28 protein-coding genes are annotated in these 25787 nt (G+C 55.7%); 27 read left to right on the top strand and 1 reads right to left on the bottom strand.

The features are described from left to right. The first annotated feature begins 3 nt into the window (after nucleotides 1–3). From KNO58_RS05100 to KNO58_RS05030, 15 genes are all read left to right on the top strand, one after another. Complete coding sequence (locus KNO58_RS05100; protein ID WP_214752183.1) at nucleotides 4–966, top strand: polyprenyl synthetase family protein; 963 nt, start codon at nucleotides 4–6, stop codon at nucleotides 964–966. A 91-nt stretch (nucleotides 967–1057) separates the two neighbouring features. Beyond that, the gene (gene ndk, locus KNO58_RS05095; RefSeq protein WP_021067200.1) at nucleotides 1058–1474 is read left to right on the top strand and encodes a nucleoside-diphosphate kinase; all 417 of its coding nucleotides are present in this window, start codon (nucleotides 1058–1060) and stop codon (nucleotides 1472–1474) included. Nucleotides 1475–1591: 117 nt separating this feature from the next. Further along, nucleotides 1592–2371 carry a CheR family methyltransferase gene (locus KNO58_RS05090; RefSeq protein WP_214752318.1) on the top strand — a complete coding sequence of 260 codons (780 nt, stop codon included), beginning with the start codon at nucleotides 1592–1594 and terminating at the stop codon, nucleotides 2369–2371. A 10-nt stretch (nucleotides 2372–2381) separates the two neighbouring features. Further along, nucleotides 2382–3542, top strand: coding sequence for a chorismate synthase (gene aroC, locus KNO58_RS05085; protein WP_214752182.1), 1161 nt, complete (start codon nucleotides 2382–2384; stop codon nucleotides 3540–3542). Next, complete coding sequence (locus KNO58_RS05080) at nucleotides 3536–4582, top strand: 3-dehydroquinate synthase (RefSeq protein ID WP_214752181.1); 1047 nt, start codon at nucleotides 3536–3538, stop codon at nucleotides 4580–4582. The genes aroC and KNO58_RS05080 overlap by 7 nt, the downstream gene beginning before the upstream one ends. A 1-nt stretch (nucleotide 4583) precedes the next feature. After that, nucleotides 4584–5834, top strand: coding sequence for a 3-phosphoshikimate 1-carboxyvinyltransferase (gene aroA / locus KNO58_RS05075; protein WP_214752180.1), 1251 nt, complete (start codon nucleotides 4584–4586; stop codon nucleotides 5832–5834). 36 nt (nucleotides 5835–5870) lie between these two features. Beyond that, nucleotides 5871–7142: a tetratricopeptide repeat protein gene (locus tag KNO58_RS05070; RefSeq protein WP_214752179.1), complete on the top strand. Its 1272-nt coding sequence runs from the start codon at nucleotides 5871–5873 to the stop codon at nucleotides 7140–7142. A gap of 24 nt (nucleotides 7143–7166) precedes the next feature. Then, a complete protein-coding gene (locus tag KNO58_RS05065; RefSeq protein WP_021067206.1) occupies nucleotides 7167–7700 on the top strand; it encodes a ReoY family proteolytic degradation factor in 534 nt (177 codons plus the stop codon). Between the two features lie 165 nt (nucleotides 7701–7865). Next, the gene (locus KNO58_RS05060) at nucleotides 7866–8306 is read left to right on the top strand and encodes a DUF2487 family protein (RefSeq protein ID WP_214752178.1); all 441 of its coding nucleotides are present in this window, start codon (nucleotides 7866–7868) and stop codon (nucleotides 8304–8306) included. A gap of 110 nt (nucleotides 8307–8416) precedes the next feature. Then, nucleotides 8417–8920 carry a QcrA and Rieske domain-containing protein gene (locus KNO58_RS05055; protein ID WP_214752177.1) on the top strand — a complete coding sequence of 168 codons (504 nt, stop codon included), beginning with the start codon at nucleotides 8417–8419 and terminating at the stop codon, nucleotides 8918–8920. A gap of 15 nt (nucleotides 8921–8935) precedes the next feature. Further along, nucleotides 8936–9607 carry a menaquinol-cytochrome c reductase cytochrome b subunit gene (gene qcrB / locus KNO58_RS05050; RefSeq protein ID WP_128122636.1) on the top strand — a complete coding sequence of 224 codons (672 nt, stop codon included), beginning with the start codon at nucleotides 8936–8938 and terminating at the stop codon, nucleotides 9605–9607. Between the two features lie 33 nt (nucleotides 9608–9640). Further along, nucleotides 9641–10435, top strand: coding sequence for a menaquinol-cytochrome c reductase cytochrome b/c subunit (locus KNO58_RS05045; protein WP_214752176.1), 795 nt, complete (start codon nucleotides 9641–9643; stop codon nucleotides 10433–10435). A 99-nt stretch (nucleotides 10436–10534) separates the two neighbouring features. After that, entirely contained in the window at nucleotides 10535–11149 is a 615-nt protein-coding gene (locus KNO58_RS05040) for a DUF1405 domain-containing protein (protein ID WP_214752175.1), read from the top strand. A 38-nt stretch (nucleotides 11150–11187) separates the two neighbouring features. Beyond that, the gene (locus KNO58_RS05035) at nucleotides 11188–11871 is read left to right on the top strand and encodes a zinc metallopeptidase (protein WP_128122633.1); all 684 of its coding nucleotides are present in this window, start codon (nucleotides 11188–11190) and stop codon (nucleotides 11869–11871) included. Nucleotides 11872–11931: 60 nt separating this feature from the next. Continuing rightward, entirely contained in the window at nucleotides 11932–12396 is a 465-nt protein-coding gene (locus tag KNO58_RS05030; protein ID WP_214752174.1) for a GreA/GreB family elongation factor, read from the top strand. Nucleotides 12397–12439: 43 nt separating this feature from the next. On the opposite strand, the gene KNO58_RS05025 is transcribed toward KNO58_RS05030, so the two are convergent. Next, on the bottom strand, nucleotides 12440–13315 hold the full coding sequence (locus KNO58_RS05025; RefSeq protein WP_214752173.1) for a YitT family protein: 876 nt from the start codon (nucleotides 13313–13315) through the stop codon (nucleotides 12440–12442). 111 nt (nucleotides 13316–13426) lie between these two features. Here KNO58_RS05025 and bshB1 point away from each other — a divergent pair, with 111 nt between their 5' ends. The 12 genes from bshB1 to asnS all read left to right on the top strand — a co-directional run bounded on the left by bshB1 (nucleotide 13427) and on the right by asnS (nucleotide 25744). Next, complete coding sequence (gene bshB1, locus KNO58_RS05020) at nucleotides 13427–14110, top strand: bacillithiol biosynthesis deacetylase BshB1 (RefSeq protein WP_214752172.1); 684 nt, start codon at nucleotides 13427–13429, stop codon at nucleotides 14108–14110. Further along, nucleotides 14107–15228: an N-acetyl-alpha-D-glucosaminyl L-malate synthase BshA gene (gene bshA / locus KNO58_RS05015; protein ID WP_214752171.1), complete on the top strand. Its 1122-nt coding sequence runs from the start codon at nucleotides 14107–14109 to the stop codon at nucleotides 15226–15228. The genes bshB1 and bshA overlap by 4 nt, the downstream gene beginning before the upstream one ends. Continuing rightward, the gene (locus tag KNO58_RS05010; protein WP_214752170.1) at nucleotides 15225–16364 is read left to right on the top strand and encodes a CCA tRNA nucleotidyltransferase; all 1140 of its coding nucleotides are present in this window, start codon (nucleotides 15225–15227) and stop codon (nucleotides 16362–16364) included. Before bshA ends, KNO58_RS05010 begins: the two co-directional genes overlap by 4 nt. Beyond that, nucleotides 16337–17299: a biotin--[acetyl-CoA-carboxylase] ligase gene (locus KNO58_RS05005; RefSeq protein WP_214752169.1), complete on the top strand. Its 963-nt coding sequence runs from the start codon at nucleotides 16337–16339 to the stop codon at nucleotides 17297–17299. Before KNO58_RS05010 ends, KNO58_RS05005 begins: the two co-directional genes overlap by 28 nt. A gap of 218 nt (nucleotides 17300–17517) precedes the next feature. Beyond that, on the top strand, nucleotides 17518–18354 hold the full coding sequence (panB, locus tag KNO58_RS05000; protein ID WP_214752168.1) for a 3-methyl-2-oxobutanoate hydroxymethyltransferase: 837 nt from the start codon (nucleotides 17518–17520) through the stop codon (nucleotides 18352–18354). Continuing rightward, nucleotides 18351–19181, top strand: a complete 831-nt coding sequence (panC, locus tag KNO58_RS04995; RefSeq protein WP_214752167.1) for a pantoate--beta-alanine ligase — start codon at nucleotides 18351–18353, stop codon at nucleotides 19179–19181. Before panB ends, panC begins: the two co-directional genes overlap by 4 nt. Nucleotides 19182–19186: 5 nt before the next feature. Next, entirely contained in the window at nucleotides 19187–19570 is a 384-nt protein-coding gene (panD, locus tag KNO58_RS04990; protein WP_021067221.1) for an aspartate 1-decarboxylase, read from the top strand. Between the two features lie 107 nt (nucleotides 19571–19677). Then, nucleotides 19678–22488 carry an ATP-dependent DNA helicase DinG gene (gene dinG / locus KNO58_RS04985; protein ID WP_214752166.1) on the top strand — a complete coding sequence of 937 codons (2811 nt, stop codon included), beginning with the start codon at nucleotides 19678–19680 and terminating at the stop codon, nucleotides 22486–22488. 66 nt (nucleotides 22489–22554) lie between these two features. After that, complete coding sequence (locus KNO58_RS04980; protein WP_021067223.1) at nucleotides 22555–22740, top strand: YpmA family protein; 186 nt, start codon at nucleotides 22555–22557, stop codon at nucleotides 22738–22740. Between the two features lie 29 nt (nucleotides 22741–22769). Continuing rightward, nucleotides 22770–23213, top strand: coding sequence for a hypothetical protein (locus KNO58_RS04975; RefSeq protein WP_251026085.1), 444 nt, complete (start codon nucleotides 22770–22772; stop codon nucleotides 23211–23213). Nucleotides 23214–23234: 21 nt separating this feature from the next. Next, nucleotides 23235–24422, top strand: coding sequence for a pyridoxal phosphate-dependent aminotransferase (locus KNO58_RS04970; RefSeq protein WP_214752164.1), 1188 nt, complete (start codon nucleotides 23235–23237; stop codon nucleotides 24420–24422). 20 nt (nucleotides 24423–24442) lie between these two features. Next, entirely contained in the window at nucleotides 24443–25744 is a 1302-nt protein-coding gene (gene asnS, locus KNO58_RS04965; protein ID WP_021067226.1) for an asparagine--tRNA ligase, read from the top strand. Nucleotides 25745–25787 lie beyond the last annotated feature (43 nt).

Below are 25787 nucleotides of genomic sequence, written 5' to 3'. Positions count from 1 at the left end.
CCGATGTCTTTAAAGCGACTTTATCGCCACATGAACCGAGAGATTGAGCAGATTGACCGATTCTTGTCGACGCGGGTCCATTCAGATCATGCGGTCATCGAGGCGGCCTCGAAACAACTGCTTGATGCGGGCGGGAAGCGGATTCGTCCGGCGTTCGTATTGCTGAGCGCCGGTTTCGGACAAGCGAAAGATATCCGCTTGACGAAAGTGGCGGCGAGTCTTGAACTGATTCATATGGCCTCACTCGTCCATGATGACGTCATCGATGACGCCACACTCCGCCGGGGCAAACCGACCGTCATGGAACGTTACGATGAGCAGGTCGCGATGTATACGGGGAACACGTTGTTCGGCGAAGCGATTCGGCTCGTCTCTGAGGTCGACTCGCCGCGCGTGATGCAAATCATGGCCGACACGATGGAACTGATTTGCATCGGTGAAATCAATCAAATCCAAGACCAATACGACTGGGGCCAGTCCCCGAAACGATACCTCGATCGGATTGCCCGGAAGACGGCGCTCTTGATCGAGACGAGTTGTGCGGCCGGTGCCGTCGTCTCAGGGGCGTCACCCGAAGTCGTCAAACAGTTGCGGCTGTTCGGCTATGATATCGGGATGGCGTTTCAAATGACGGACGATTTGCTCGACTTCACCGCGAAAAGTTTTCAACTCGGAAAACCGGTCGGAGAAGATTTGAAGCACGGCCATAAAACGTTGCCGCTCTTCTATTCAGCCGAAGACCCTGAATTCTTTGGCCGGTTGCAACAGGTCAACCAATCGTCCGATTACGCAACGACCCATACGCTCGTTCGTGAAGTGCAGCGCAACGGGACGCTTGAACGAAGCCAGCGGACGATTGACCGGTACGTGAACCGGGCGATTCAACGTCTCGATGGCTTGCCGGATGTCCCGGACAAGCGCTCGCTCATTGAAATCGCCGAGTATATCGGGAAACGTAAATGGTAAAAACCACCTTGTAAACCCTTTCAATAATCAAGATGACCGTGTAAACTAATAAAGTACATGGTACACATATTGATTTAGGGGGATTAGGGGAATGGAAAAAACATTTTTAATGGTAAAACCGGATGGAGTGAAACGCGGTCTGATTGGGGAAATCATCTCGCGCTTCGAAACGAAAGGATATACGTTGAACCGTCTCGAACTATTGACACCGTCGGTTGAAGTCGCACAATCGCATTATGCGGAACATAAGGAAAAGCCGTTCTTTGGAGAGCTTGTCGAATTCTTAACGTCTGGTCCTGTTGTAGCGATGGAGTGGGAAGGCGAAAATATCGTCGCCGTCTCTCGATTGATGATCGGGAAGACGAACCCGCTGGACGCACAACCTGGAACAATTCGTGGCGATTTGGCCTCGACGATGTCACAAAACGTCATCCATGGTTCAGATAGCGTGGAGAGCGCAGAGCGTGAATTGTCACTCTGGTTCGCCACTGAAGCATCACACGTTTGATGACGATAAAAGGGACGGGAGCCTCCTGTCCCTTTTTTTATTGGGATTGAAGCGCTTTCGCACGTTTTGGCACGACATGATCTAGGAGAAGAGAAAGAATTGAGGTTGGAACTGGTGATAAATGATTATGCCATCTTCGTAAAAAAGTTTTATATGAAGTCGGGGATCGACTTAAATCTATATAAAGAAGCCCAGATGAAGCGGCGCATGATTGCGCTCCGCGAGAAGAAAGGGTATGCCACGTTTATCGAATACTTCAAAGCGATGGAGTCAGACCGGGGCTTATATGATGAATTTTTGGATCGCATGACCATCAACGTGAGTGAGTTTTACCGGAATCCGGTTCGCTGGCAGCAACTGGAAACGGACATCTTGCCAGAACTTATCCGGAAGAGCCAAGGTAAGTTGCGCGTCTGGAGCGCGGCGTGCTCGACGGGCGAAGAACCGTATTCGTTGGCGATGCTGTTATCGAAACATTTGTCACCCGCACAGTTCACAATCACGGCGACGGACCTAGATGACGTGGTGATCGAAAAAGCGAAACAAGGCAAGTATCATGAGCGGGCGCTCGTCGACTTGCCCGTAGAGTTTCGGCAACGTTACTTCACCCGCCGCGGTGATGACTATTACATCACAGAGGACATCAAAAAGTTGGTAACGTTCAAAAAACACAATCTGCTGGCCGACGTGTACGAGCGGAACTTTGATTTAATCGTCTGCCGTAACGTCTTGATTTATTTCACCGAGGAAGCGAAAGAAAAAGTCTATAAATCGTTCCACCGATCGCTTCGACCAGGCGGCATCCTCTTCGTCGGAGGGACCGAACAAATCTTTCAACCGAAGCGATACGGCTATAAGATGAAGCAGAGCTTCTTCTACGAAAAATTTGAAGAGTGAGGTGGCAGCTATGCGCTATTTGACGGCAGGAGAATCGCACGGACCTGGACTTACAATCATTATCGAGGGTGTACCGGCCGGGCTTGAGGTCGATGTGCAAGCCATCAATGCGGAACTCGCGAAACGGCAGTCCGGCTATGGCCGCGGCCGCCGCATGCAAATTGAGTCAGACCGAATCGAGGTGAGGGCCGGCATTCGTCACGGGGTGACGACAGGGGCCCCAATCTCGTTCTGGATCGAGAATAAGGACCATACCCATTGGCGGAACGTCATGCAGGCCGAACCGATCGATGCGGACGTGGAAATCAAACGCCGCGTCGTCCGTCCGCGACCGGGACATGCAGACCTCGTCGGCGGCTTGAAATACGACCATCGTGACCTGCGTGACGTCCTCGAACGATCGAGCGCACGTGAGACGGCCGCCCGCGTCGCCGTCGGCGCACTCAGCAAACAGTTGCTCGCTGCCGTCGGGATGTCGCTCGTCAGCTACGTCAAAGTGATTGGCGGCGTCGAGGCCGATGCCTCTTATGAATCGCTCGAGACATTGCGCACCACGATCGAGGCGTCGCCGGTCCGGACGATGGACGAGGCAGCAGGCCAGGCGATGATGCAGCGAATCGATGAGGCGAAAGCAGCCGGCGATTCGCTCGGCGGTGTCGTCTGCACGGAAGTGCATGGCGTCATCCCAGGGCTCGGATCGTACGTCCAATACGACCGGAAACTCGATGCGACCATCGCTCGCGCCGTCATGAGCGTCAACGCCATCAAAGGTGTCGCGTTCGGCGACGGGTTTGAGATGGCGTATCGACCAGGGTCGGAAGTGATGGACCCGATTGCTTATGGTCCAGACGGCTATACTCGGCTGAGCAACCATCTCGGCGGTTTTGAAGGCGGGATGACGACAGGGATGCCAATCGTCTGTACCGCTGTGATGAAACCGATCCCGACGCTCTACAAGCCGCTCCAATCCGTCGATATCGATACGAAAGAACCGTTCCTCGCCCAAATCGAGCGAAGTGACGCTTGTGCCGTCCCGGCCGCCTCACTCGTCGTCGAGGCCGTCGTCGCGTTCGAGCTCGCCCGTGAGTTATGCGAGACGTTCGGACATGATACGGTCGGGCGCATCCAAGCGCGCGTCGACGCGTATCGTAAGGAGATTCGCACGTGGTGACGATTCGAGTGAACGCCTCGACGCCGTACGATGTCACGATTGAACGAGGGGACGCCTGGCTCGACCGCGTCCCTTACTTCACGTGCTCGACTGTTTGGGTCATCACGGACGAGACGGTGGACCGCCTGCACGGGACGGCGTTTCGCGCTCATCTTGAAGCAAACGCGCGTCCAATCGTCTGGTCGGTCGTTCGTCCGGGTGACGGATCGAAATCACTTTCGACAATCGAACGCCTCGTCGCGGACGGATTGACGGCTGGCTGCGACCGGGACACGCTCATCGTCGCCTTTGGCGGCGGCATGATTGGCGACTTGGCCGGCTTTTTGGCGAGTGTCTATATGCGCGGCCTGCGTTACATACAAGTGCCGACGACGGTGCTCGCCCACGATTCGGCCGTCGGCGGGAAAGTCGCGGTCAACCATCCGCTCGCAAAAAATGCGATCGGTGCCTTTTATCAGCCAGCGGGCGTCCACTATAACGTCGACCGTCTCGAGACGTTGACGGACCGAGATGTGCTGAGCGGACTCGGCGAATTGATTAAACACGCTTACTTGTCACGATATGTCCTCGAGCGCTCGTTCGAGACCGAACTGTTCACGGCGCTCGCCCGGGGGCCGCTCGAATGGGAGGCGTGGCTCGCGCGTGGGATTGAAGTGAAACGAGTGGTCGTCGAGACCGATGAACGAGAGCAAGGCGTGCGGGCATGGCTGAACTTTGGCCATACGTTCGGCCATGCGTTAGAGTCGGTCGAGGCGTATCGATTAGCGCACGGGGAGGCCATCCTATACGGGATGGTGTTCGCCTTCCTAGTCGGCGGGGACGTCACACGCGCGGAAACGCTCGCCGGATTCATGAAACGGCAAGCGATCACGCCGGTCGTCTGGCAGCCGTTCGAGTCGTATCTCGAGGCGATGGGGCACGATAAGAAGAATCGGAGTGGACAGATACGTTTCGTCCTGCTCGGTGAAGACGTGACCGTGACGAGCGTCACGACCGAGCGGCTCGTCGATGCGTACGAACAGCTGAAAGGGTGGTTTTAAGATGGGATTGAACGGATTCATACGCGTACCGAGCGATAAGTCAATCACGCACCGGGCGTTATTGCTCGGGGCCGTTGCACACGGACAGACGACAGTGTACGACCCGCTCCTCGGTGAGGATTGCCGGTCGACGCTCGAGGCAATCCGACGTTTGGGCGCACAAGTCGATGAACAAGCGGACCGACTCGTCATCACCGGCAGCCCGTCGCTCACGTCGGCGGAACTCGATTGCGGGAATTCCGGCACGACGATGCGTCTCTTGACGGGACTGCTTGCAGGCTACGACGGGACGTTCATGCTCACTGGCGACGCCTCGCTCTCGAAACGACCGATGCGTCGTGTCACGGCCCCGTTGCGTGCCATGGGAGCTGACTTGGCAGGTGACGTCGCCCCGCTCCATATTCGCGGGCGGGCGTTGACGGGCATCGATTACACGTTGCCCGTCGCGAGCGCGCAAGTGAAATCGGCCATCTTATTGGCCGGACTTCGTGCGGACAGTCCGACCATCGTGCGCGAGCCCGTGTTGTCAAGGGACCATACCGAGCGCATGTTGCCGCTGTTCAAAGGGGAGATTGAAATCACCTCGGACGAAGGGGTGCGGTCGATTCGGCTGACACCGTCCGTTCTCGAAGGGGCGACAGTGGCCGTCCCGGCCGACCCGTCCTCGGCCGCCTTTTGGTGGGCCGGGGCCGCGCTCGTCCCGAACAGCCGCGTCACGACGACCGACGTCTGCTTAAACGAGACACGGATCGGCTTTTTGCGCACACTTGAACGGATGGGAGCGCACGTTGACGTGACGAACGTGCGCGCTCTCGGGGAAGAATCGGTCGGGGACGTCACCGTGTCGACGAGCACGCTCCACGGCATCCGGTTGGACGGGACCGCCATCCCGCATCAAATCGACGAGTTGCCGTTATTCGCACTCGTCGCGTCGCAGGCGTCGACCCCCTCGTCGGTTCGGGATGCGGGGGAGCTCCGCGTGAAAGAGACGGACCGGATTCAGACGGTCGCGAGCGAATTGAAGGCGCTCGGCGTCGACCTTCGCGAGACGGATGACGGCTTCGACGTCTATCCGAGCCGTTTGCACGGGGGACGCGTCTCCTCGCATGGAGACCATCGTCTGGCGATGATGCTCCAAATCGCGGACTTATTGACGACGGAACATGTGACGATTGACGACGTCGAGGCAGCGGACGTGAGTTACCCGCGCTTCCGTGACGATTTACAACGACTCGGTCGTGAGATAGAATAACGTCAATACGAGTAGCCGCTAGGAGGAATTTGGACGATGTTAGACGAAACAGAATTAAACCATATCATTGAGATGCTTGAAAAAGGTGAGACGGAACATGCCCTCATGCATCTCGAATCGCTCGAGAAGGAAGGGTCAGATGAGGACCGATTGGCTATCGCCGATCTCTACCTCGAACTCGGCCTCGCCGATCGGGCCGTCAAGTTGCTCGCGGCGCTCTATGTCGATTATGCGGGCAACCCGCACGTCGCCTTGTCGCTCGCTGAGGCCTACTTGGATAGTGACCGGGAAGAAGAGGCGATTGCCGTCCTCGAGAAAATCGATACGACGGACAAGGAGGCGCATATGCGCAGCCTCGTCCTCCTCGCCGATTTATATCAATCGCAAGGCTTGGACGAGGTCGCCGTCAAGAAACTGATGGAGGCGCTCGAGGCGAACCCGGACGAACCGCTCCTCATCTACGGACTGGCCGAGTTGTATGCGTCAATCGGCTCGTTCGAACAGGCGGTCCCGCTGTATGCGCGTCTGCCGCACTTGCGCTTGCCGGAAGAACTCGATTATCAGGCCGATTACGCCGAGGCGCTCACGATGATCGGCTCGTTCGAGGAGGCGCTCGATGAGTATGAGAAAGCGGAAGACCGCAACTTGAACACGATTTTCGGTCACGCCATGACGGCCCACCGCATCGGCCGTGACGAAATCGCCGTCAAACAGTTTGAGTCGTTGCGCTCGATGGACCCGGACTTCACGTCGCTCTATCTGCCTTATACGGAAGCGCTCGACGAACTCGGCCGCTTCGATGAGGCGCTCGAGGTGATTGGCCAAGGCATCGACCGTGACGACTATAACGACGAGTTGCGCACGGTGAAAGCGAAGCTGTTCTTGAAACAAGGCAGGACGGATGAGGCGGTCACGGAACTGCGCGAGGCACTCGCCTTGAATCCGGAGTCGCTCCAGGCGACCGAGTTGCTCTTATCTGTGTTGTTCGAGGCTGGGGACATGGAGGCTGTGCTCGAGACGATCGATGCGCTCGAGGAACATTCGACGTCTCCGCTCATGACATGGTACAAGGCGAAAGCGGCCTATGAGCTTGAGGACTACGATACGGCCGTCGCGTTATATCGGTCGATCGAGCAAGTTTATAAAGAGGACGTGTCATTTGCGATCGAATGGGCTACACTATTGATAGAAGAAGGGCAGCGTGACCAAGCGCAACGAGTGCTCGAGCAAACGCTTGCGCTCAGCGTCGATGTCGATGACCGCCAAGCACTTGAAGAGCGGCTCGAGCGATTGACAGATCACGATTAAACGATATAAAGGAGATGGGGTCATATGGTCGAGCGGAAAAGAACATTTTTAAAGCGATTCCTCGCTCATCATACGCTTCGTAAACGAGAAGCCAAGTGGATTATCGACTACTGGCTCAGACATCCAGAAAAACTCGGGAACGTTCACTTCGTCACGAACGCCTCGGTCTCACCGCGTAGTCTGATCATGACGGCGTATGGATTTGACGGCGAACCGTTCCGTTACCGTCGGGGTGACCTCATCACGGTCAATCCCGAGAAGGCGTATCACGACATCCGACTCCACGACGGCGCCATCTACGTGGAGTTAAACTTTCAAGGCATGATGATTGATGAGCTATGGATTGATATCGTGGAATTGAATCCGTTCGAACCCGTCGCCGAAGTGAAAGATGAAGTGACGACGTCGGCCCAGACGGTCATCCGAGCCTCGGTCGCCCAGTTCGAGGAGGAGCGTCTGCTCGTCGAGATCGACAAGGCGCTCGACCGCCGGGACGAGAAATTGTTCCGCAACTTGACGAGTCAACTCCATCAAGTCCGGGCCTCAAAATTATTTTAATAAAAACAAGCGCTTCCGTTATGGGTTGCGCTTGTTTTTTGGTATATTAATGACGTAGGAATACACAATAATTTCACATTTCGTTCATAAGTTTTGCAAAGGGAACGATTGTAGGTACGCTACAATGAACATAACGATGTATGTCGAATGGAGAGGAGGAGGAAGATGAGGTTCGATGGTCTAGACGCGATGAAGTCGCTGACGGAACGCCAATACGTCGACACGCTCGTCGTCCCGCTCGTCGAACTCGCGTTTGATGAGGACATGGTGCGGAAAGCCGAAGGGAACGAAGTCATCCAAGCGGTGGCACTCGAGACCGAACGCCAACTGTCCGGACGGACGATGCTCAGCCCGACGCTCAGTTATGTCGACGTGGAAGCCGGACGTTCGCTCGCCGAACAAGTCACCGTCCAAGCGACGGCATCGGGGTTTGCCCACGTGTTGTTCATCTCCTCGGATTTGCGTTTCAAGGGCTCTGAACTGCCGATTATTTTCGTGCCGCCGCTCGCTTTGAAAGGCATGTCCGGCGAGCAGTCGCACACGATGGTTCAAAATTTTGCGACGCAAGTCATCACCGAGCTTTCGAGCCGTTGGATGGCGACATGAAGCGGTTGACGTGGAGGTTTTATTGATATACTATTTTGTTGAGTGAGAAATTTTTGTGAAGAATGCATAAAGAATTATGGGGTTATGCACACGAATGAGGGGGGAACGAAATGGCTCAAAATGGGTCAAAAGTCACACGCCGTCAGTTCTTAACGTATACGTTGACTGGTGTAGGTGGCTTTATGGCGGCAACATTGATCAGTCCGATGGTCAACTTTGCGATCGATCCGGTCTTAAAAAAATCGGGAGCGGGCGATAAAGTAAAAGTCATCAGTCTTGATGAGATCACGACTGAGCCGCAACGTGTCGACTACAAGAAACAAACGCAAGATGCTTGGTATGAATTTGAAGAAACGCTTTCGGCGTGGGTATTTAAAGATGAGAGCGGCGAAATTATCGCCTTGTCTCCAATTTGTACGCACCTCGGCTGCCAAGTAGGATATGGTGGAGACCCGACTCGACCGACAGAATTCTTCTGCCCGTGTCATTTCGGTCGCTATGAGAAAGATGGAACGAACATTCCTGGTACGCCTCCGACTGCACCACTTGCACGCTACGAAAAAGAAGAAAAAGACGGCTTCCTATACTTGGGCAGTCCAGTCGCACAGTTGTGAGAGGGGGAATAGTCGATGTTACAAAAAATTTATGATTGGGTCGATGAACGCGTCGACATCACGCCGTTATGGCGCGACATCGCTGACCATGAAGTTCCAGAACACGTCAACCCTGCCCATCACTTTTCAGCATTTGTTTATTGCTTCGGCGGTCTGACGTTCTTCACGATCGTGATTCAAATTCTGTCAGGGATGTTCTTGACGATGTACTACGTACCAGACATCATCAACGCGCACGCGTCGGTGTATTATCTTCAAAACGAGATCGCGCACGGACAAATCGTTCGTGGGATGCACCACTGGGGCGCATCGGTTGCGATTGTCATGTTGTTCTTACATACGCTCCGCGTATTCTTTACCGGGTCGTATAAGAAACCACGCGAACTCAACTGGGTCGTCGGCGTTCTCTTGTTCTTCGTCGTCTTGGCGCTCGGTCTTACAGGGTACTTGTTGCCGTGGGATATGAAAGCGTTGTTCGCGACGAAAGTTACACTTCAAATTGCCGAGAGTGTCCCGGTCATTGGTGGTATCGCCAAAACGCTTCTCGCCGGTGGTGAGATCGTCGGCGCACGGACGCTCACGAACTTCTTCGCCATTCACGTCTTCTTCTTACCGGCGGCCTTGTTCGGACTCCTCGGAGCCCACTTCTTGATGATTCGTAAACAAGGGGTATCTGGACCGCTATAAGCCGATTCGAAGACAAAAAGGAGGAGAAACGATATGCATCGCGGTAAAGGGATGAAATTTGTAACCGACTCTCGAGTAGGAATCTCGAATCGGAAACAAAATATTGCTAAAGACTATTCAGAGTACCCAGGGCGCACGGAAGCGTTCTGGCCGAACTTCTTGTTGAAAGAGTGGATGGTCGGTTCGGTCTTCTTGATCGGATTCATCGCCTTGACGATTGTCGAGGCACCACCGCTCCAAAACATCGCCGATCCAACGAACACGTCATACATTCCGCTTCCGGACTGGTATTTCTTGTTCTTGTATCAATTGCTCAAGTATCAGTTCGCAGCAGGGGATTGGATCTTGCTCGGGACGGTCATCTTGCCAGGGGTCGCTTTCACGGCGCTCTTGATCGCACCATGGCTCGACCAAGGGCTTGAACGCCGTCCGGCGAAACGTCCGGTCGCCATCAGTTTCATGTTGCTCGGCGTCTTATCGGTGTTCTACTTGACGTGGGAATCGGTTCAAACGACGCACTGGGATCAAGTTCATGAACAAGGGATTTTGGAAGTTCCGGGCGAAGGCCCTGAAATCGATACGGCCGCACCTGGCTATGAGATTTACGCGGCACAGTCATGTGTGAACTGTCACGGTCAGAACCTCGAAGGCGGAGCAGCGGCTCCAGCCCTCGTCGGCACACAGTATACGGCCGAAGAGATCGCGGATATCGCGGTCAACGGTGTCGGTACGATGCCAGCCGGTCAATGGGACGGTTCGGATGAAGATCTCCAAGCCATGTCTGAATTCATCGCTTCATACGGTGAAGGCGGCGAAAACAACCAATAATCGATTGGTTCAAGAAGCGTGGCCCGTCTAACGGGTCACGCTTCTTTTTACTTCGGCTCCGTTGCGCTACAATAGAGAAAAAAAGGATGGAATCCACGCATGATACATATGTTACGCCCAATCCTCACCCATCGAATCGTCTTGGTGCTTCTGTTCATCATCAACTTGCTCGGCACGATTTACGGATACGTCTGGTATGAGCCCCAGCTCCGTGACACGCCATTCATTTATTGGCCGTTCGTGCCGGACAGTCCGACGGCCTCGCTCTTCTTCACGGTCGTACTCGGTTTATGGATTGCCGGGAAGAAGTCGCCGCTCATGGAGACGCTCGCCTTCGTGACGCTCATCAAATACGGGGTATGGGCCGTCATCATGAATATCTTGTTCTTACGGGAACTCGGACCGGATGCGGAGACGTTCACCGTGCTCATGGCCGTCATGTTGATGGTGTCACACGGGGCGATGGCATTCCAGGCGCTGTTATACGCGCCCTTCATGAGATGGACGGTCCGTTCGTTCGTCTTGACGCTCGTCTGGGTCATCCATAACGATGTCGTCGACTACGTGCTCGGGCAATGGCCGCGCTATCCGTCACTCGCCGAGCATATCGCCTGGATCGGCTACGGGTCGTTCTGGTTGACCGGAATATGTTTTTTTATGGGATACCACATCATCCTACGCACTTCGCTTGATAATAAGTTCATAAGAATGTAAAATCAGATTATCAAATACACGCAGAGGTGATAGAGAACATGTCATTAGGTGGCTATATTTTCTATCTTGCACTGATTATGCTCATCCCGTTATGGGCCCAGATGCGAGTGAAAAGTACGTACAAAAAGTTTCTCCAACAACCGATTCAAAGCGGCGTCACAGGTGCACAAGTCGCTGACTTCATCATGAAACAGAACGGCGTTCACAACGTCCGGATCGAGATGGTCGATGGCTTGATGAGTGACCATTACGATCCGGTCAATAAAGTCGTCCGTCTGTCGCGCGAAGTATACCAAGGTTCGACAATCTCATCGGCTGCGATTGCGGCCCACGAGATCGGCCACGTGATTCAAGATGCGACCGATTATAAGATGATGCGCGTCCGTCATCGTCTCGTCCCGGTCGTGAACATCACGTCGAACTTGTCGTTCCCACTTCTATTGGGTGGTTTCTTGCTCGGCGCGATGGGTCTCGCCCAACTCGGTGTCATCATGATGCTCGGGGCGGTCGTGTTCCAGCTCGTCACGTTACCGGTCGAATTCGATGCCTCGAAACGGGCCATGGCCGAATTGACGAGCCACGGTATCGTCACGGCAACGGAAGAGTCGGGCGCACGCAAAGTGCTCAACGCGGCAGCTTGGACATATGTGGCGGCCACACTCGTCGCCGTCGCCGAACTGATCCGTTTGGCGCTCATCGTCTTTATGCCACGTGATGAGTAGAATCAAGGGTCCCGTCCACGTGACGGGACTTTTTCATTTCGCTTTTGAAAGGAGCAGCCGATGAATCACCCACGATTGACGAAAGCGGGGCGTCTCCGCTTGCAGGAACAGCTCGAGACGTTGCGTGGCGATAGCCGGCGCGAGGCGCTCGAACGCGTCAAGACGGCCCGGAAGTTTTGTGATTTCCGTGAAGACGTGACGTATGCGGACGCGGTCCGGGAACAAGAGCGGATTGAGACCAAGATTGTCGAACTCGAGCGTCTGCTCGCCGATGCCGTCATCGTCGACGCGGGTCGACCCTACGTCGTCGCGTTCGGGAGCCGTGTCATCATTCGGGAATTACCGGACGGGAATGATGAGACGTATCGCCTCGTCGGTGAGCTCGAGGCCGATTTGGCGGAAGGCACGATTTCCGTGTCGTCCCCGCTCGGCAGCGGATTGATGGGCGGCGTCGTCGGGCAAACCGTATCAATCGCTTCACCGAGCGGCCAAATCGACTTTGAGATTGTCCAGATCGAGCCATAACGAAACGCCCCGTTCATCCGAACGGGGCGTCGTTTGTCGTGACTTATTTCAGCGGGACACGGTTCTCGTCGAACGTGAACCCTTCACCTCCGACCTCATAGACGTGATGGAACGTCACGAAGGCGTGCGGGTCGATCTGTCTGACGATCGTCTTCAACCGGTTGACCTCGTTGCGCCCGACGACGACGTATAGCACTTCGAGCTCTTTATTCGAATAGCCGCCCTTGGCGAGGAGCCGGGTCGTCCCGCGGTTCATCGTGGCGTGAATCCCGTCCGCGATGGCCGTCCGGTGGTCGCTGATGATCATGGCGGCCTTGCCGGCATACGTCCCTTCTTGCATCGAGTCGATGACGCGGGCGCCGATATAGACGGCGAGGAGCGTGTACATCGCCTCGCGATAATCGAGATACGTCAAACTGAGGACGATGACGAAAAAGTCGAACACGAGGAACGTCTTGCCGATCGACCAGCCGACATAGCGTTGGACGAGCCGGGCGATGATATCGACGCCGCCCGTCGTCCCACCGTTGTTGAAGATGATGCCGAGACCGACCCCGATGAAGAGACCGGCGAACAGACTCGCGAGCACCATGTCGTCCGTCAAATCGATAATCAAGTTCGAATACTTGGCGATGAGGGCGTACCAGAGCGAGAAACTGAACGTCCCGATGAGCGTATAGATGAACGTCGTCCGCCCGAGCAGCTTGTAGCTGACGAAAAACAGCGGGATATTGAGCGCCAAGTTCGTGATTGACGGCGACCAGTCGAACAAACCACGCAGAATCAACGTGATGCCCGTGAATCCGCCTTCCGCCAAATTGTTCTGGACGTTGAAATGATAGACGCCGAACGCGAAAATAAAGGAACCAATTAAAATAAAGAATATATTGCGAAACCGGATCGGTAATTGTACCGTCATTTGGTTCACCTCCCACCTAGTAGCGTACTCGAAAAACCTCTCGATTGACTACCCTCTACATATGACATTCCGCGATGAGTCCGATATACTTTTCACAGAAGAGGTGATTTTATGAAAATAGTAGCAATCGGGGCCCATCCGGACGATATCGAAATCGGAATCGCCGGCATGACCGCCCAATGGACCGAGGCCGGAGTCGACGTCGTATACGTCGATTTGACGAGAGCGGAGCTGTCTTCGAACGGGGACGTCGTGACGCGCTGCCTTGAAGCCGAAGCGGCCGATCGGGTGCTCGGTATCCGCCGCATCAATCTCTGTTTCCCGGACCGCGGTTTGACCGGGGACGCCACGCAACTCGAGGCGATCGTCCGATTGATTCGGACCGAACGTCCGACACACGTCCTATATCCATACGGCATCGACCGCCATCCTGACCACGGCGCCTGCGCCCGACTCGTCGAGGAGGCGCTCTTTAACGCCGGAATCCGTAAATACTTGCCCGACATCCCGGCGTATCGGCCGACGAGCGTCTATCAATATATGATTAACGCCCATACGACACCGGACGTCTGCATCGACATCACGGGGACGATCGAACATAAACTGAACGCTTTACAGGCCTATGCCAGTCAGTTCACACCGGTCGACGGTGTGGCGACACCACTCACGGACGCCTATCTCGAGCGGGTGTTGGCCCGTGAACGTCATTTCGGCAGTTTAATCGGGACCGCGTATGCGGAAGGGTTGATGACGAGCCGCCCGTACGTCGTCCATCAGGCAGGTGAGCTCACATGAGTCTACGGATCGGAGTTCTCTGTTATCCATCGGTCGGGGGGTCAGGCATCCTCGCCACTGAGCTCGGGATGAAACTGGCCGACCGAGGTCATGACGTCCATTTCATCACGTCGAGCATCCCGTTCCGGTTGAACGCCTATCATCCGAACATCACGTTCCACCAAGTCGAGATCAACCAATACTCGGTGTTCCGGTATCCCCCGTACGACATCACGTTGGCGTCGAAGATTGCGAGCGTCATCAAAGCGTTCGGTCTCGATGTCATCCATGCCCACTATGCGGTGCCGCACGCCGTCTGTGCCGCCCTCGGGCGCGAGATGGCCGGGACGAAGACGCCGATCGTGTCGACGCTCCATGGCACCGATATCACCGTGCTCGGGGAAGATGAAGAATTGAAGCCGGCGATTTTGTACGGCTTACGCCAATCGAATGCCATCACGGCCGTCTCGGACAGTTTGAAGCAAGAGACGCTCGAGCGGATCGGGTCCGACTTGTCAATCGACGTCATCCACAACTTCATCGATGAGGCGGTCTATCAACCGCAGGCCGACACGTCGCTCCGCGAACGGTACGGCTTGTCAGACGAGGACCGGGTCGTCATCCATATCTCGAACTTCCGGCAAGTGAAACGGATCGATCTCGTGCTCGAGGCGTTCCAGCAGATGGACGTCCCGCACAAGAAACTGCTCCTCGTCGGTGACGGGCCGCTCATGGGGGCGATGCGTCGCCTCGTGAGCGAGATGGACCTCGAGACACAAGTCATCTTTGCCGGGAAACAAGAACAAGTGGCGGCACTTTTGTCGATTAGTGACGTCCATATCCTGTTGTCGGACAAAGAGGCGTTCGGTCTCGTCGCCCTTGAGGCGATGGCGACGGGCGTCCCGTCGGTCGTCAGCGATGCGGGCGGATTGCCGGAAGTCATCACCGACGGCGCGGAAGGCTTCGTCGTCAAACGCGGCGACGCGCAGGCGGCGACGAAGGCACTCGAAGCGATTTTGCTTGACGGGGAACTGCATGCGCGCTTCCGTACGAACGGACTCGAACGGGCCAAACAGTTCGCCTCGGCCGATATCGTCACGGCGTATGAGAAACTTTATGAACAGGTGGTGCGCCCATGACAGAATGGGAATACGCCAAACGGATTATCGAGACGATTAACGCCCATGGCGGGGAAGCGTATATCGTCGGCGGGGCCGTCCGTGACTATATGCTCGGGACGCTCCCGGACGATATCGATATCGCCACCTCGCTCTTCCCGGACGAGGTCATGCGCTTGTTCCCGAAATCGGTGCCGACCGGCATCGATCACGGGACGGTGACGGTCATTCTTGATCATCATCCGTTCGAAGTGACGACGTTCCGGTCAGAAGGGACGTATTCAGATTCGAGACGGCCCGACCACGTGTCGCTCGGCGTCTCGCTCGAGGAGGACATGAAACGGCGCGACTTCACGATGAACGCGATGGCGTTCCACGACGGCAACGTCGTCGACTTGTTCGGCGGACGGATGGATCTCGAGGCACGTGTCATCCGCACCGTCGGCAGTCCGTACGAACGCTTCAATGAGGACGCGCTCCGCATCATGCGGGCGTTCCGTTTCATGGCCCAGCTCGATTTCCGGCTCGACGACGACGTGCAACGGGCCTCACGCGAACTCGGTCACAAGCTGCAAGACATCGCAATGGAGCGGGTCGCCATCGAGTTCGAAAAGCTGATGGTCGGCCCGGCGTATCGAAAAGCGCTCGGGGCGATGCTAGACCTCGGCATCCATCAGTATCTGCCGAACGTGTCAGCCGAATTGATGGAGCGCGTCATCGCCGACAGACGGACACCGGTCAATCCGGTCGGCGGCTGGGCGCTGTTCGTCCATCATGCCGCTGCGCCCGATTGGTTGACGCCGTGGAAACGTTCGAACGCGCTGAAGCGGGAGGCGAACGTGCTCGCCCGCTTGTTCACGACCGGCCTCGACACGTTCACGATTTATGAGACGACGACGGCGACGCTCTCGACGTATCTCGACATGTCGGGTCGGACTGAGACGGCTGAACAGTTGAAGCGGCAGTTGCCGATTCAATCGCGCCGGGAGCTTCGTTTCGACGGTCGCGACGCACTGGAAATCGGGGCCCGAGGCCCGCGCATCAAACAAGTGCTCGCCCACGTCGAACGGCTCGTGCTGGACGGCGAGCTCGCTAACGAGCCGGAACCGTTACGAAAGGAGGCCGAGCAATGGCTTCGACACGCGGAAAAGTATTGAACCTGTTACAGGACGGGGCCGTCTGGAGCGGTCAAGAGTTGGCCCGTCAATTAAATATTTCACGTACCGCAATTTGGAAGCATATCGAGACGTTAAAACAAGACGGGTATGCGATTGAGACGATCCCGCGAAAAGGGTATCAACTGTTCGGCCAGACCGACCGGCTCGATGAACCGGCGTTCGTCTCGTTCCGGAAAGGGCGATTCGGACAAGTCGTCCATGCGTATGAGCAAGTCGATACGACCCAACGCATCGCCCATGAATTGGCGCAAAAGGGTGTCCTTGAAGGCACGCTCGTCATCAGCGAGGAACAGACGGCGGGCCGAGGCCAACTCGGCCGGAACTGGTATAATCCGAGCCGCGTCAATATCGCGGCGAGCGTCATCTTGCGTCCGGCGCTGCCGATTCGCGACGCCTCGAAGCTGACGCTCATGGCGGCGAGCGCGTTCGCGCGCGCCCTGCATGCGCAAGGCATCCCGGCCAACATCAAATGGCCGAATGATTTGTTGCTCAACGGGAAAAAAATCGGCGGTATCTTGACCGAGATGCAGACGGAAGGGGACCGGATTCAAGCCGTCATCCTCGGATTCGGGCTGAACGTCAATAGCGACGTCATCCCGGACGAGCTGGTCCATCGCGCGACGTCCATCAAGCTTGAAATGAAACAGACGTATCAGCGAAGCGAACTGCTCGCCCACTTGCTCGCTGAGCTCGAGACGGAGTACGATTTGTTCCTCGCGTCAGGGTTTGGGCCTGTGCGCGCCCATTGGCTCGAACACGCCGCCTATTTGAATGAATCCGTGACGTTGACGGCGTCCGGGAAGCCACGACGCGGCACGATGCGCGGTATTTCAGAGGACGGGGCGCTCCTGCTCGAACAGGAGGGGACGGTCGAGCCGATTTACTCGGCCGAGATCGCGGTTTGGAATGATTGATGGAAACGGATTCGTGGTCTATAATGAATGTGCCGGACGCTATCGCTCGCGAAGTGTACCAGCACTGCAGACCGTCACTACATTTTTTTGTCTGCCTTGATCATTTTGACAGGGACAGAAGGACACTCATCTACTTGAGATTGTTTTCGTGCGCCTTCTTACCATTCGTGTAGGAAGGCGTTTTTTCTAACCTGTCTCCACATTAGGAGGAGAAGCATATGCATACGATGACTTCGTTATTGAAGAAGATGAAACAAGAAGAGAAATTGGTCATGTTGACCGCCTACGATTATCCGTCCGCAAAACTGGCCGAGGCTGCAGGCGTCGATATCATTTTAGTCGGGGATTCGCTCGGGATGGTCGTGCTCGGTTACGATTCGACGATTCCGGTGACAATCTCGGACATGGTCCACCATGCGAAAGCCGTTCGCCGTGGGGCACGAGACACGTTCGTCGTCGTCGATATGCCGTTCGCAACATACCACGGTGATTTCGACCGCACGCTCCAAGCGGCCGCGACGTTGTTCCAAGACGGACAGGCTGATGCGATTAAACTTGAAGGGGCTGGCGAGGTACTTGAGACGATCGAGCGGCTGACGAAAGTCGGTATGCCGTGCGTCGCCCACCTTGGCCTTACCCCGCAGTCGGTCGGTGTGCTCGAAGGGTATAAAGTACAAGGCAAGTCGCTCGAGGACGCGGAACAGTTGATTGCCGATAGCCTCGAGGCGGAGCGGGTCGGTGCGAAAATGCTCGTCCTCGAATGTGTGCCGCATCAGTTGGCCAAAAAGATTGCCGAGGCGCTCACCATCCCGGTCATCGGAATCGGGGCGGGTGCCGATGTGGACGGCCAAGTGCTCGTCTATCACGACATCTTGAAATACGGCGTCGACCGCCTTCCGAAGTTCGTCGAGGCGTACGCCGACGTGAACGAAGTGGCGACGGCGGCGATCCGCAATTATGTCGATGCGACGAAAGACGGCTCGTTCCCGCTCGAACGGCACACGTTCACGATGGATGAGTCATTACTCGACACGCTCTACGGGGGCAAGGCATGAACATCGTCACGACCCCACGTTCGTTACAGGAGGCATTGACAGGTGTCGGAACGATCGGTTTCGTCCCGACGATGGGTTATTTGCATGAAGGGCACCTCAGTCTCGTCGAGGCGGCCAAGTCGGAAAATGACTTCGTCGTCATGAGCATTTTCGTCAACCCGACCCAGTTCGGTCCGAACGAGGACCTCGACCGCTATCCGCGTGATTTCGAGCGGGACGAAGCGCTCGCTCGCGAGGCGGGTGTCGACGTCTTGTTCTATCCGAACACGGAGACGATGTATCCGCTCGACATGGCACGTGTGACGGTGCGCACCGGCGCTGACGTCTTATGCGGGGCCAGTCGTCCCGGTCATTTCGATGGCGTCTTGACCGTCGTCTCGAAACTGTTCAATCTCGTCCGTCCGACCCGCGCTTACTTCGGGTTGAAGGATGCGCAACAAGTCGCTTTAATCGAAGGCTACGTCCGTGACTATTTCGTCCCGGTCGAGATTCGGCGCTGTGCGATTATCCGTGAACCGTCGGGCCTTGCGAAATCGTCCCGTAACGTCTATCTGTCGGAGACGGAGCAGGCGGATGCGAGTGACATCAACCGTGCCTTGGTCGAGGCGCGAGATGCCCTCGCGCAAGGCGAGGCGATTCGAGACGTGATGGCACGGCTCGAGGGGCGCTTGGAGCACATTCCGAACAGTACGATCGACTATGTCGAGATCAAAGATTATCCGACGTTGACCGAGGTGACCTCCGCGTCAACCGAACTATTGATTGCTGTAGCGGTGCAGTTCGAACGGGCCCGCTTGATTGATAATGTGATTTGGAAGAGAGGATGAATCCAATGATTCGAACATTTATGCACGCAAAACTACACAAGGCGACCGTCACAGAGGCGAACTTGCATTACGTCGGTTCGATCACGATCGATGAAGATTTAATGGATGCGGTCGGGATCATGGAAAACGAGCATGTCCACATCACGAACAACCATAACGGCGCTCGCATCGAGACGTACGTCATCAAAGGCGAACGGGGTTCAGGCGTCGTCTGTTTGAACGGTGCTGCGGCCCGTCACTTCCAAGTCGGCGACGTCGTCATCATCATGGCATACGGTCAAATGACGGCCGAAGAAGCGAAGCAACATCGTCCGAAAGTCGCCGTGTTGAACGAGCGAAACGAGATCGATCAACTTCTATATGAAGAGATCGCCCATACGATTTTATAAGACGAACGGGGATGTCCGCGAGAGGCATCCCCGTTTTTTCGTGTATCGTTCTATGGTAAGATGAGACAGACAGAAAGCACGAGCGTGCCGAAGATGGGATGGATGTTATGGACACCTATGTGATAGTGGATTTGGAGACGACTGGTCATTCCGTCAAGTCCGGCGACGAATTGATTGAATTTGCGGCGGTGGTCGTTCAAGGGAGTGAAGTGATAGAGCGCTACAGTACCTTGATTCGCCCGAGTCGCCCAATCCCGCCTTTTATCACGCAGTTGACGACGATCACGAATCAAGACGTGGCGGAAGCCCCGACGTTTGAGGAAGTGATCCCTGATATATGGAAGATGCTAGACGGGCGGATTTTTGTCGCCCACAACGTATCGTTCGATTTGAATTTTTTGAATGAAAGCTTAGAGTTGGCCGGGTATATCCCGTTCCAGGGACGGGCCATCGACACGGTCGAGCTGGCACGGATTCTATACCCGACGCTCGAGAGCCACGCGCTCGAGTCGCTCGCCGAGACGTTCAACCTCGTCCACACCGACGCGCACCGCGCGCTCAGTGATGCCGAGGCGACAGCGGAGCTGTTCGTTCGTTTGGTCGAGCGGTTGCGCGCGTTACCACTCGTCACGCTGAAACAATTACGGCGGTTGTCCGAGTCGTGGACGAGCAACGTCGAGCCGCTGCTCGATGAGTTGATCATTCAAGTCGGGATCCGGGCCGACGATGAGACGACGTACGATATTCATCGGAAAATCGCACTAAGACGTCTCGTCGACACGTTCGAGCCCGCCGTCGAGCGCGAGCCGTTCGAGCCGTTCCTTCACCGGACGATTGAAGAGACGCTTCCGGCACTGTTCGGCCAATTCGAGCCGCGACAGAGCCAGTTCGAGATGATGCGCCACGTCTATAAGGCGCTCGATGACGAAGCAACGCTATTGGTCGAGGCGGGGACAGGGACCGGAAAAACGTTGGCATATTTGATTCCGAGCGCCCATCATGCGCTCGAGACGAAACGTCCGGTCGTCGTCAGCACACATACGATTCAATTGCAGGAACAGCTGTTGACTCGAGATTTGCCGATTTTAAAAGCGATTTTCCCTGAAGTCGAGTTCACGTTGTTGAAAGGGAGACGCAATTACATCGACCTCCGCAAGTTCGAGATGATTCTTGAGGAGGCGAACGAAGGCTTACTCCCAGCGATGTGCAAAGCGATGGTGCTCGTCTGGTTGACCGAGACGGAGACGGGCGACTTGGAAGAGTTGTCGTTACCGGGCGCGGCGTCACAAGGGCCGGCCTCGTTCAAACGGCTTATCCAAGCAGACGCGGCCTCGGACTTTGGCCGCTTCGACCCATGGTATAGCCGAGACTTCTTCACCCGGGCCGTTTTGCGCTCGAAAGAGGCCGATATCATCGTGACGAACCACGCTTTATTGTTCTCCGATTTGCAGCATCAGGCCGGGATTCTTCCGACCGATACGCCGCTCATCTTAGATGAGGCCCATCAAGTCGAGGAAGTCGCGTCGCATCACTTCGGTGTGACGTTCGACGCGATTCAGTTCGACCGCTTGTTCAAGTGGTTCGGTTACGGTGCCGATGGCAAGTTCCATTCACGCGTGCTCGGACTCGCTGATTTGACGGCCGTCTCAGAAGAAGCCGAGGCGTTCAGCAAGGCGACCGATCAAGCGCTCGCCCGCGTCGACGATGAGCTGAACGATTTGCTCACGGCGCTCCAGTCACTCGGGAAAAAACGGGAGCAACGTCAAACCGTCCGCTTCGAGCGGGAAGGGGAGCCGTTCCGTCCGATTCGGGAAGTGGCGAAGCGATTGGAAGACCGTCTGCGGACGCTGCGGACGACGCTCCGGCAACTCCATCGCCTCCTCGATGAGCATAAAGAACATATGACGTTCAAACAACGGGCCGTGCTCGGCGATTTGAAGGCGTTCATCGGGGACGTGCGCGATATCGAGAGCGTGCTCTACGAGACGATGCTCACGCGGGATGACGATGCCGTCAGTTGGGTCGAACTCAACCTGGCCAACCGTAAGTTGACCTCGGTATATACGCAACCGGTCGAAATCGGTCCACTCTTGCATGAACGATTGTTCGCCAAGCGTCCGACCGTCTTGACGTCGGCGACGATGACCGTTTCAGGCCGATTCGGATTCATCGAACGCCGTCTCGGACTCGACGGCGAAGATGTCCGTCGCGTCGTCCTGGCGTCACCGTTTGATTTCAAGAAACAAGCGAAACTGTTCGTACCATCCGACATCCCGCTCATCAACGAAGTTCCGTTGCCACGGTTCGTCGAACAAATCGCGGACTCGATCGCTCAAATCGCCAATGTGACGAAAGGGCGGATGCTCGTCTTGTTCACATCGAACGAACTGTTGCGATTGACCCATGAGGCCGTCAAAGACCAGCTCGATGAGGGCTATACACTCCTCGCCCAAGGTGTCAGCGGCGGGTCACGCAGCCGATTGACGAAACAGTTCAAGCGCATTGACCAAGCGATTTTGTTCGGAACGGCCAGCTTCTGGGAGGGCATCGACATTCCGGGTGAGGCACTCACTTGCCTCATCATCGTCCGCCTCCCGTTCGCCCCGCCCGACCAACCGGTCATGCAGGCGCGGTCCGAGAAAATTGAGGCGACCGGCAAATCATCATTCTTTGAGCTGTCACTCCCGCAAGCGGTCATCCGCTTCAAACAAGGGGTCGGCCGTCTGATTCGCTCGAAAGAGGATTACGGCGCCATCTTCGTCTTCGATCGTCGTGTCGAGACGACCCGTTATGGCAAGCAGTTCATCAACAGTTTGCCGGCCGTCGACCGAATCGACGGTCCGCTCGAGACCGCACTCGCCGAACTGGAGCTGTTTTTAGACGAGAAAGAGAAGACCGGCCTAGGAAATCAGAGATAACGCTAGGCATCGTGATATTATCGTTTTATAATGATGGGTATAGTGTTTTTTGAAGGAGGAGTAATCATGAATTCGAATATTGAGACGTTGGCGACGGTTCGAATCGAGCCGACGGCAGATGTATACAAAATTGTCGACTTGTTGAATCGCACGTTGAAGGGCCAAGATTTAATGTTCGGTCTTGCTTTAGAGAAAAAAGTGAATGATCCGAAGAAAGAAGAGATGGTGTTCACCATCTATCGGACGGAATGACACGGAAGACCAAAGTAGTGGTTGCGTTCATGACGGCACTGATCGGTGTCGTCATCGTATTTAGTGGCATCTATTGGTTCACGGTCGGTCATACCGAACGCGCGAAAGACAAAATGATTGAGGCGGCACGTGAGCGTCTCGAGACCGAACAACCGTCCGTTAACATCGAACGGGCCGAGCTGTATAACGGGACGGAACCGTACGTCGTCTTCGAGGAGACGGATCAAGTCCAGTTCGTGCCGGTCGATGAAGAGTTGCCGATCGTGACGCGTGACATCGCGTCTATCGACCTCGACCAAGTCTGTGCCGAATCGGTCGCAGAAACGGGCGGGTCACTCGTCAGCTGTAAATACGGGTTTGACGAACGGGCCTTGATCGAGGTCGTGACGAAATCGGGCGCATCGTATACGTATTCGTATTATACGCTCCAAGCGGGCGAATTTATTCGACGGGTCCAATTGACGGACTCGTAACAAAACCAAGGGGGAGTTTTTGTGGAACATCTATTGGCACAACGTGTCAAGCAGTTGACACCTTCAACGACACTCGCCATCACGGCGAAAGCGAAAGCGTTAAAGGCTTCGGGACAAGACGTCATCGGCCTCGGTGCCGGGGAACCGGACTTCAATACCCCGGAACGCATCATCGAGGCAGCCTGTCAGGCCGCGCGCGATGGTGACACGAAGTATACGCCATCCGGCGGGACGGTCGAATTGAAAGACGCGATTATCGAAAAGACAAAGCGCGACAGCAATTTGACGTTCACACGTGCAGAGGTCATGGTCGCCTCTGGTGCGAAGCATGCCCTCTATACCTTGTTCCAAGCGATTTTAGATGAAGGCGACGAGGTCATCATCCCGGTGCCGTACTGGGTCAGCTATCCGGAGCAAGTGAAGCTCGCCGACGGCGTCCCGGTCTACGTCGATACGAATGAGGCGACGATGTTCAAATTGACGCCTGAGTTGCTCGAGGCGGCCATCACGGATCGGACGAAAGCGGTCATCTTGAACAGTCCGTCGAACCCGACCGGTATGATTTATACCGAGGCCGAACTGTCGGCACTCGCGGACGTCATCAAACGACACGATTTGCTCGTCGTCAGTGACGAGATTTATGAGAAACTCGTCTACGGCGATGCGGAGTTCGTCTCGATCGCGACGCTTCCAGGGATGTTGGAGCGGACAATCATCATCAACGGTGTCTCGAAGTCACACGCGATGACCGGATGGCGCATCGGCTATGCGGTCGGCGATAAGACGATTATTGAGGCGATGACGAACCTCGCATCGCACTCGACATCGAACCCGACGTCAATCGCCCAAGCGGCGGCTGTCGAAGCGTATAATGGACCACAAGACGACGTCGAGATGATGCGCGTCTCATTCGCGGAACGACTCGAGATCGTCTATGAGCGTCTGATTGCCATCCCTGGCATCACATGCTTGAAGCCGCAAGGCGCATTTTACTTATATGCCAACGCCAAAGAGGCGGCAACGATGAGCGGATACGACTCGGTCGACGCATGGTGTGAGGCCGTGCTCGGCGAAGCGTTCGTCGCCCTCGTCCCAGGCTCAGGTTTCGGACAGGACGACTACGTCCGCTTGTCTTATGCAACAGAATTGAAACGGGTATTAGAAGCGCTCGATCGAGTAGAAGACTTCATTACACGTAACGCTCGATAAGCGAAAGGATGGATATGGACATGACAACAATTTCAATTAGCCAATTTAAAGATTACGAAGGCCAGACGGTACGCGTCGGAGCCTGGATCGCCAACAAACGTTCGAGCGGAAAGATTGCTTTCCTTCAACTTCGTGACGGGAGCGGCTTCGCTCAAGCGGTCGTCGTCAAAGCCGATGTAGCTGAAGAATTGTTCGCGCTCGCCAAAGGCGTGACACAAGAGACGTCTGTCTGGGTCACGGGTACGGTCAAATCGGACGGCGGACGCACGCCGCTCGGCTTCGAGCTCGAAGTGACGGCGATGGAAGTGATTGCAGAATCGGTCGACTATCCGATCACACCGAAAGAACACGGTACCGAGTTCTTGATGGACAACCGTCACCTTTGGCTCCGTTCGCGTCGCCAGCACGCCATCATGAAAGTCCGTAACGAATTGATTCGGGCGACGTATGAGTTCTACAACCAAGAAGGGTTCGTCAAAATCGATCCACCGATCATCACATCGAGCGCACCGGAAGGCACGACTGAGTTGTTCGAGACAGATTACTTCGGACAACCGGCCTACTTGTCACAAACGGGCCAGCTATACATGGAAGCTGCCGCGATGGCACTTGGCAAAGTATTCTCTTTCGGACCGACGTTCCGGGCCGAGAAATCGAAGACGCGCCGCCACTTGATCGAGTTCTGGATGATCGAGCCGGAGATGGCATTCTTCGATCACGACATGAGCCTTGAGCTCCAAGAGCGCTACGTCTCGTATATCGCCAAATCGGCGCTCGAGAACTGCCGCAACGAATTGGAACTGCTCGGACGTGACTTGTCGAAACTTGAGAAAGTCCAAGCACCGTTCCCACGTGTCCGTTACACGGATGCGATCAAGTTCTTGAAAGACGAAGGCTTCGACGACATCGAGTACGGCGACGATTTCGGTGCCCCGCACGAGACGGCCATCGCCAACGCGCATGACCTCCCGGTGTTCATCACGCACTGGCCGAAAGACATCAAGCCGTTCTATATGAAGGTCGACCCGGAGAACCCGGAACTCGTCCTCTGTGCCGACTTGATCGCACCGGAAGGCTACGGTGAGATTATCGGCGGTTCGCAACGTGAAGACGATTACGACCGATTGAAAGAAGAAATTATCAAAGAAGGTCTCGATGAGACGGACGCGTACGACTGGTACCTCGAACTCCGCAAATACGGGTCGGTCCCGCACTCTGGCTTCGGTCTTGGCCTTGAGCGTACGGTCGCTTGGATCAGCGGTATCGAGCATATCCGCGAAGCAATCCCGTTCCCACGCCTCTTGAACCGTATTCACCCATAATCGCCAATCGGGGATGACTTCGTCTTCCCCGATTGATTTGTCT

The organism is Exiguobacterium sp. J17977 (assembly GCF_018616375.1).
Taxonomy (GTDB): Bacteria; Bacillota; Bacilli; order Exiguobacteriales; family Exiguobacteriaceae; genus Exiguobacterium; species Exiguobacterium mexicanum.
This window is presented reverse-complemented; position numbering and strand designations above follow the sequence as displayed.

What these genes read in the sequence shown, in the direction of transcription:
- KNO58_RS05100 (WP_214752183.1), top strand. Translation starts at nt 4, where the DNA reads ATGTCTTTAAAGCGACTTTATCGCCACATGAACCGAGAGATTGAGCAG.
- ndk (WP_021067200.1), top strand. Translation starts at nt 1,058, where the DNA reads ATGGAAAAAACATTTTTAATGGTAAAACCGGATGGAGTGAAACGCGGT.
- aroC (WP_214752182.1), top strand. Translation starts at nt 2,382, where the DNA reads ATGCGCTATTTGACGGCAGGAGAATCGCACGGACCTGGACTTACAATC.
- aroA (WP_214752180.1), top strand. Translation starts at nt 4,584, where the DNA reads ATGGGATTGAACGGATTCATACGCGTACCGAGCGATAAGTCAATCACG.
- KNO58_RS05070 (WP_214752179.1), top strand. Translation starts at nt 5,871, where the DNA reads ATGTTAGACGAAACAGAATTAAACCATATCATTGAGATGCTTGAAAAA.
- KNO58_RS05065 (WP_021067206.1), top strand. Translation starts at nt 7,167, where the DNA reads ATGGTCGAGCGGAAAAGAACATTTTTAAAGCGATTCCTCGCTCATCAT.
- KNO58_RS05060 (WP_214752178.1), top strand. Translation starts at nt 7,866, where the DNA reads ATGAGGTTCGATGGTCTAGACGCGATGAAGTCGCTGACGGAACGCCAA.
- KNO58_RS05055 (WP_214752177.1), top strand. Translation starts at nt 8,417, where the DNA reads ATGGCTCAAAATGGGTCAAAAGTCACACGCCGTCAGTTCTTAACGTAT.
- qcrB (WP_128122636.1), top strand. Translation starts at nt 8,936, where the DNA reads ATGTTACAAAAAATTTATGATTGGGTCGATGAACGCGTCGACATCACG.
- KNO58_RS05045 (WP_214752176.1), top strand. Translation starts at nt 9,641, where the DNA reads ATGCATCGCGGTAAAGGGATGAAATTTGTAACCGACTCTCGAGTAGGA.
- KNO58_RS05040 (WP_214752175.1), top strand. Translation starts at nt 10,535, where the DNA reads ATGATACATATGTTACGCCCAATCCTCACCCATCGAATCGTCTTGGTG.
- KNO58_RS05035 (WP_128122633.1), top strand. Translation starts at nt 11,188, where the DNA reads ATGTCATTAGGTGGCTATATTTTCTATCTTGCACTGATTATGCTCATC.
- KNO58_RS05030 (WP_214752174.1), top strand. Translation starts at nt 11,932, where the DNA reads ATGAATCACCCACGATTGACGAAAGCGGGGCGTCTCCGCTTGCAGGAA.
- KNO58_RS05025 (WP_214752173.1), bottom strand. Translation starts at nt 13,315, where the DNA reads ATGACGGTACAATTACCGATCCGGTTTCGCAATATATTCTTTATTTTA.
- bshB1 (WP_214752172.1), top strand. Translation starts at nt 13,427, where the DNA reads ATGAAAATAGTAGCAATCGGGGCCCATCCGGACGATATCGAAATCGGA.
- bshA (WP_214752171.1), top strand. Translation starts at nt 14,107, where the DNA reads ATGAGTCTACGGATCGGAGTTCTCTGTTATCCATCGGTCGGGGGGTCA.
- KNO58_RS05010 (WP_214752170.1), top strand. Translation starts at nt 15,225, where the DNA reads ATGACAGAATGGGAATACGCCAAACGGATTATCGAGACGATTAACGCC.
- KNO58_RS05005 (WP_214752169.1), top strand. Translation starts at nt 16,337, where the DNA reads ATGGCTTCGACACGCGGAAAAGTATTGAACCTGTTACAGGACGGGGCC.
- panB (WP_214752168.1), top strand. Translation starts at nt 17,518, where the DNA reads ATGCATACGATGACTTCGTTATTGAAGAAGATGAAACAAGAAGAGAAA.
- panC (WP_214752167.1), top strand. Translation starts at nt 18,351, where the DNA reads ATGAACATCGTCACGACCCCACGTTCGTTACAGGAGGCATTGACAGGT.
- panD (WP_021067221.1), top strand. Translation starts at nt 19,187, where the DNA reads ATGATTCGAACATTTATGCACGCAAAACTACACAAGGCGACCGTCACA.
- dinG (WP_214752166.1), top strand. Translation starts at nt 19,678, where the DNA reads ATGGACACCTATGTGATAGTGGATTTGGAGACGACTGGTCATTCCGTC.
- KNO58_RS04980 (WP_021067223.1), top strand. Translation starts at nt 22,555, where the DNA reads ATGAATTCGAATATTGAGACGTTGGCGACGGTTCGAATCGAGCCGACG.
- KNO58_RS04975 (WP_251026085.1), top strand. Translation starts at nt 22,770, where the DNA reads ATGACGGCACTGATCGGTGTCGTCATCGTATTTAGTGGCATCTATTGG.
- asnS (WP_021067226.1), top strand. Translation starts at nt 24,443, where the DNA reads ATGACAACAATTTCAATTAGCCAATTTAAAGATTACGAAGGCCAGACG.